We start from the raw sequence: 3,935 nt of genomic DNA on the forward strand, positions 1-3,935 counted from the left end.
AGTACGCGGTCCTGCGGGCGCGCGCCGACCCGAACCGGCGCGAGATCCTGCGGCGCGAGCGGCACGACGAGCTGCCGGCCGGCCACATCGCCGCCCGGTTCACCCTGACCCAGCAGGCGGTCAGCCAGCATCTCGGCGTGCTCAAGCAGGCCGGTCTGCTCAGCGAGCGCCGCGACGGCACCCGCCGGCTCTACCGGCTGCGCCCCGAGTCGCTCGAGCCCGTGCGCGCCTTGCTCGCCGAGTTCTGGCCCGATGCCCTCGGCCGGCTCAAGCGGGCCGTCGAGACCGCCCATCCCCGATCGTCCGAGCAGGAGCGATGACCGCCGACCCAGCCGAGCCCGACGACGCCGTCGTCGCGACCGTCGTCATCGACGCGCCGCCGCACGTCGTGTTCCCGTACTTCACCGACCCATCGCTCGTCGTCACGTGGTTGGCCGACGCCGCCCGCCTCGATGCGACGCCCGGTGGTGGCTTCGCCGTCGACATGGGCGACGTCGGCGTGCGGGGCAGCTACCTCGCCGTCGAGCCGCCGCACCGGGTGGTGTTCACGTGGGGCGTCGAGGGGCAGACCGGTCTCCCGCCGGGGTCGTCCACGGTCGAGGTCGTGCTGTCGCCCGAGGGCGACGGCACGCTGGTCACGCTCACCCACACCGGGCTGACGGGCGAGTTCCGCCGCACGCACCGCGCGGGCTGGCGCGAGAAGCTGGCCGGGTTGCGTCCGCGATGAACCTCGCGGCGCTACCCGAGGAACTGCGCGGCGACGCGCAGGTCGGCCACGAACGCGGCCCGTGCCTCGGCACGCAGGTCGTCTGGCGCCCGCAGGATCGACGACGGGTGCACGGTCACGAGGAACGCGCCCGGCCCGAGCGCGCTGTCGCGCTCGAGCACCGCACCCCGGTCGCGCAGCACCTTGACGTCGGTGCCGAGCACCGACCTCACCGCCGTGCTGCCGAGGCAGACGGTCAGCTGCGGTCGCAGGGCGGCGTACTCGGCCACGAGCCACGGCCGGCACGCCGACACCTCGGCCGCCTTGGGGGTCTGGTGCAGTCGGCGCTTGCCCTGCCGGGTGAACGAGAAGTGCTTGACGGCGTTGGTCACGTATCTCGGCGTCGCGTCGAGCCCGGATTCGTGCAACGCCTGGGCGAGCACGCGCCCGGCGGGCCCGACGAACGGCTCGCCCTCGACATCCTCGACGTCGCCGGGCTGTTCGCCGACGAGCAGCAGCGGTGCGTCCGCGGGGCCGGCGCCGAAGACGGTCTGGGTCGCCGGCTCCCACAGGTCGCAGCCGCGGCAGCCGTCGGCGGCCGCGCGCAACTCGGGCAGGGTCGTCTCGGGCGGCAGGAACCCCTGCGCACCCGGATGCTTCGCGCGCGGCGGCATCAGGCCCGCTGCTGCAGGGCGGCGTAGAGGTACTGCAGGAAGTCGGCGCCGGCCACGGCGGTGAACGTGGCCATCACCAGCCGGGTCTGCCGCGGTGCGAACACGAGCCCGGCGGCGAACGCCGTGGCGACCCACTGCGCGAGGCACATCGGGCAGGTGATCAGCTCGCCGAACGAGTGCCCGAGGCCGTCGTGGCGGCGCACCTCTTCGTGCAGTTCGGCCGCCGCGCTGACCCCGTCGTACTGCGTGAACGGCGAGCGGATCGGACTGGTCACCGGGTCCTTCGCGATGGTGCGGGCGAGCCGGTGCGTCGCGACGGTGAGCAATGTGAGGTCCCAGGGCCGCACCGTCTCGGGCACCGTCCGGCGCGTGAGCCGGCCGGCGAGCGTCGCCGCACCGACCCCGCCGCTGTACGCGCTCATCAGCGCCAGGTAGCCGGACAGCGGCCGCTCGTCGCCGTTGCGGTACTCGCGGCCCTGCTCGGCCAACCACTCGCGCACGCCGGTCATCGCACCTCGTCCCTCACCGTCCCAGCTGATCGTCGGCAGCCCTACCCCGTCGTGCGCCGGGCGCAAACGACGGTTACCGCCGGGGCGACCCGGGTAGCCGAGGGGCGAGCCGGTCCGATCGAGCAGGAGTGCACCCATGAAGGCAGTCACCTGGCACGGCAAGCGCGACGTCCGCGTCGACGAGGTGCCCGACCCGGGCATCAAGGAGCCCACGGACGCGATCATCAAGGTCACGTCCACCAACATCTGCGGCTCCGACCTGCACCTCTACGAGGTGCTCGGCCCGTTCATGGGTGTCGGCGACATCCTCGGCCACGAGGCGATGGGCGTCGTGGAGGAGGTCGGCTCGGGGATCACGAACCTGGCCGTCGGTGACCGCGTGGTCATCCCGTTCCAGATGTCGTGCGGCCACTGCTTCATGTGCGACGAACAGCTGTACTCGCAGTGCGAGACGACGCAGGTGACCGAGCACGGCACCGGCGCGGCGCTGTTCGGCTACTCGAAGCTCTACGGCGAGGTCGCGGGCGGGCAGGCCGAGTACCTGCGCGTGCCCCAAGCGCAGACGACGCACATCAAGGTGCCGCACGGCCCGCAGGACGAGCGCTTCGTCTACCTCAGCGATGTGCTGCCGACGGCGTGGCAGGCCGTCGCCTACGCGGACGTGCCCGAGGGCGGCACGCTGCTCGTGCTCGGCCTCGGCCCGATCGGCGACATGGCCTCGCGCATCGCGCTGCACCAGGGCCAGCGGGTGATCGGCGTCGACCTCGTGCCCGAGCGGCTCGAGCGCGCGCGGGCGCGCGGTGTCGAGGTGATCGACCTCAACGAGCACGGCGACGGCCTCGGTGACGTCGTGCGCGAGCTGACGCAGGGACGCGGTGCCGACTCGGTCGTCGACGCGGTCGGCATGGAGGCCCATGGCTCGCCGGGGCCGAAGTTCGCGCAGACCGCCGCAGGACTGCTGCCCGACTTCCTCGCCCGGCCGATCTTCCAGAAGGCCGGTGTCGACCGGCTCGCCGCGCTGTACTCGGCGATCGACGCGGTGCGCCGCGGCGGCACCATCTCGCGCTCGGGCGTCTACGGCGGCGCCGCCGACCCGCTGCCCCTGCTGACGATGTTCGACAAGCAGATCCAGCTGCGCATGGGGCAGGCCAACGTGCTGCGGTGGGTGCCGGACATCCTGCCGCTGCTGACCGACGACGACCCGCTCGGCGTCGACGGCTTCGCGACGCACCGCCTCACGCTGGACGAGGCGCCGGGCGCGTACGAGACGTTCCAGAAGAAGGAGGACGGCATGGTCAAGGTGGTGCTGAAGCCGTGATCTTCGGGCTGGGCGCCGCGTCTACCTCGGCCCTGGTCCTCGTCTGCCCAACCGGAGGAAATGATGCTCGCCCCACTGCAGAAGCTCGTCGACGCCGTCGAGCACGCCGAGGTGCTCGACAAGGTCGCCCTGCCCGCCCAGGCCACCATTCGGAAGGCGATGTCGGGGCCGGTCGAGCCGATCCTCGGCGGTGAGCCGATCGGCCACTCGTTGCACCCCGCCCTGGTCACCGTGCCGATCGGCGCGTGGGTCGCGGGGTCGGTGCTCGACCTCACGCGCGGGAACGAACGCGCCGCCCGCACGGTCATCGGCCTCGGCGTGCTCGCAGCGCTGCCGACCGCCGCCACCGGCGCGCACGACTGGGCCTTCCTCGACCCGCGCACCGACCCCGCGACGCGGCGGGCCGGGCTCGTGCACGCCGCGCTGAACTACGGTGCGCTCGGCCTGTTCGCCGCCAGCTACCGCGCGCGCCGCCGCGGCGGCCAGAAGAAGGCGGCGGCGCTGGCGCTGGTCGGTCACGGCGTGGTCGGTGCCTCCGGCTGGCTCGGCACGCACCTGGTCTACGCCCGCGGCGCCGGCGTCCAGCGCCCCACCTGATCGGGCCTGGCGCGGGGGGACCCCCGCCCCGGGGGGGGGGGGGGGGGGGGGCGGCCCCCCCCACCCGCGGGGGGGGGGGGGGGCGGGCGGGCGCGGGGGGGCGCGGGGGCCGCGCGGGGGGGGGGGGTGCG

Annotated in this window: 6 protein-coding genes; 4 read left to right on the plus strand and 2 right to left on the minus strand. The window is 74.0% G+C overall.

Annotation, left to right across the window (positions count from 1 at the left end):
• The first annotated feature begins 11 nt into the window (after positions 1-11).
• Both ACTHMS_RS01670 and ACTHMS_RS01675 read left to right on the plus strand, forming a co-directional pair.
• A complete protein-coding gene (locus ACTHMS_RS01670) occupies positions 12-320 on the plus strand; it encodes an ArsR/SmtB family transcription factor (protein ID WP_440304949.1) in 309 nt (102 codons plus the stop codon).
• Entirely contained in the window at positions 317-727 is a 411-nt protein-coding gene (locus tag ACTHMS_RS01675) for an SRPBCC family protein (protein WP_440304944.1), read from the plus strand. The genes ACTHMS_RS01670 and ACTHMS_RS01675 overlap by 4 nt, the downstream gene beginning before the upstream one ends.
• A gap of 11 nt (positions 728-738) precedes the next feature.
• On the opposite strand, the gene ACTHMS_RS01680 is transcribed toward ACTHMS_RS01675, so the two are convergent.
• Positions 739-1,380, minus strand: a complete 642-nt coding sequence (locus ACTHMS_RS01680) for a UdgX family uracil-DNA binding protein (RefSeq protein ID WP_440304945.1) — start codon at positions 1,378-1,380, stop codon at positions 739-741.
• Positions 1,380-1,889 carry a DUF1360 domain-containing protein gene (locus ACTHMS_RS01685; protein WP_440304946.1) on the minus strand — a complete coding sequence of 170 codons (510 nt, stop codon included), beginning with the start codon at positions 1,887-1,889 and terminating at the stop codon, positions 1,380-1,382. The genes ACTHMS_RS01680 and ACTHMS_RS01685 overlap by 1 nt, the downstream gene beginning before the upstream one ends.
• Positions 1,890-2,025: 136 nt before the next feature.
• On the opposite strand from ACTHMS_RS01685, the gene ACTHMS_RS01690 reads away from it, so the two are divergent.
• Positions 2,026-3,207, plus strand: coding sequence for an alcohol dehydrogenase catalytic domain-containing protein (locus tag ACTHMS_RS01690; RefSeq protein WP_440304947.1), 1,182 nt, complete (start codon positions 2,026-2,028; stop codon positions 3,205-3,207).
• A 60-nt stretch (positions 3,208-3,267) separates the two neighbouring features.
• On the plus strand, positions 3,268-3,804 hold the full coding sequence (locus ACTHMS_RS01695) for a DUF2231 domain-containing protein (protein ID WP_440304948.1): 537 nt from the start codon (positions 3,268-3,270) through the stop codon (positions 3,802-3,804).
• Positions 3,805-3,935: the final 131 nt, after the last annotated feature.

The sequence above is a fragment of the Jatrophihabitans sp. genome (genome assembly GCF_051960575.1).
Classification (GTDB): domain Bacteria; phylum Actinomycetota; class Actinomycetes; order Mycobacteriales; family Jatrophihabitantaceae; genus JBQCEE01.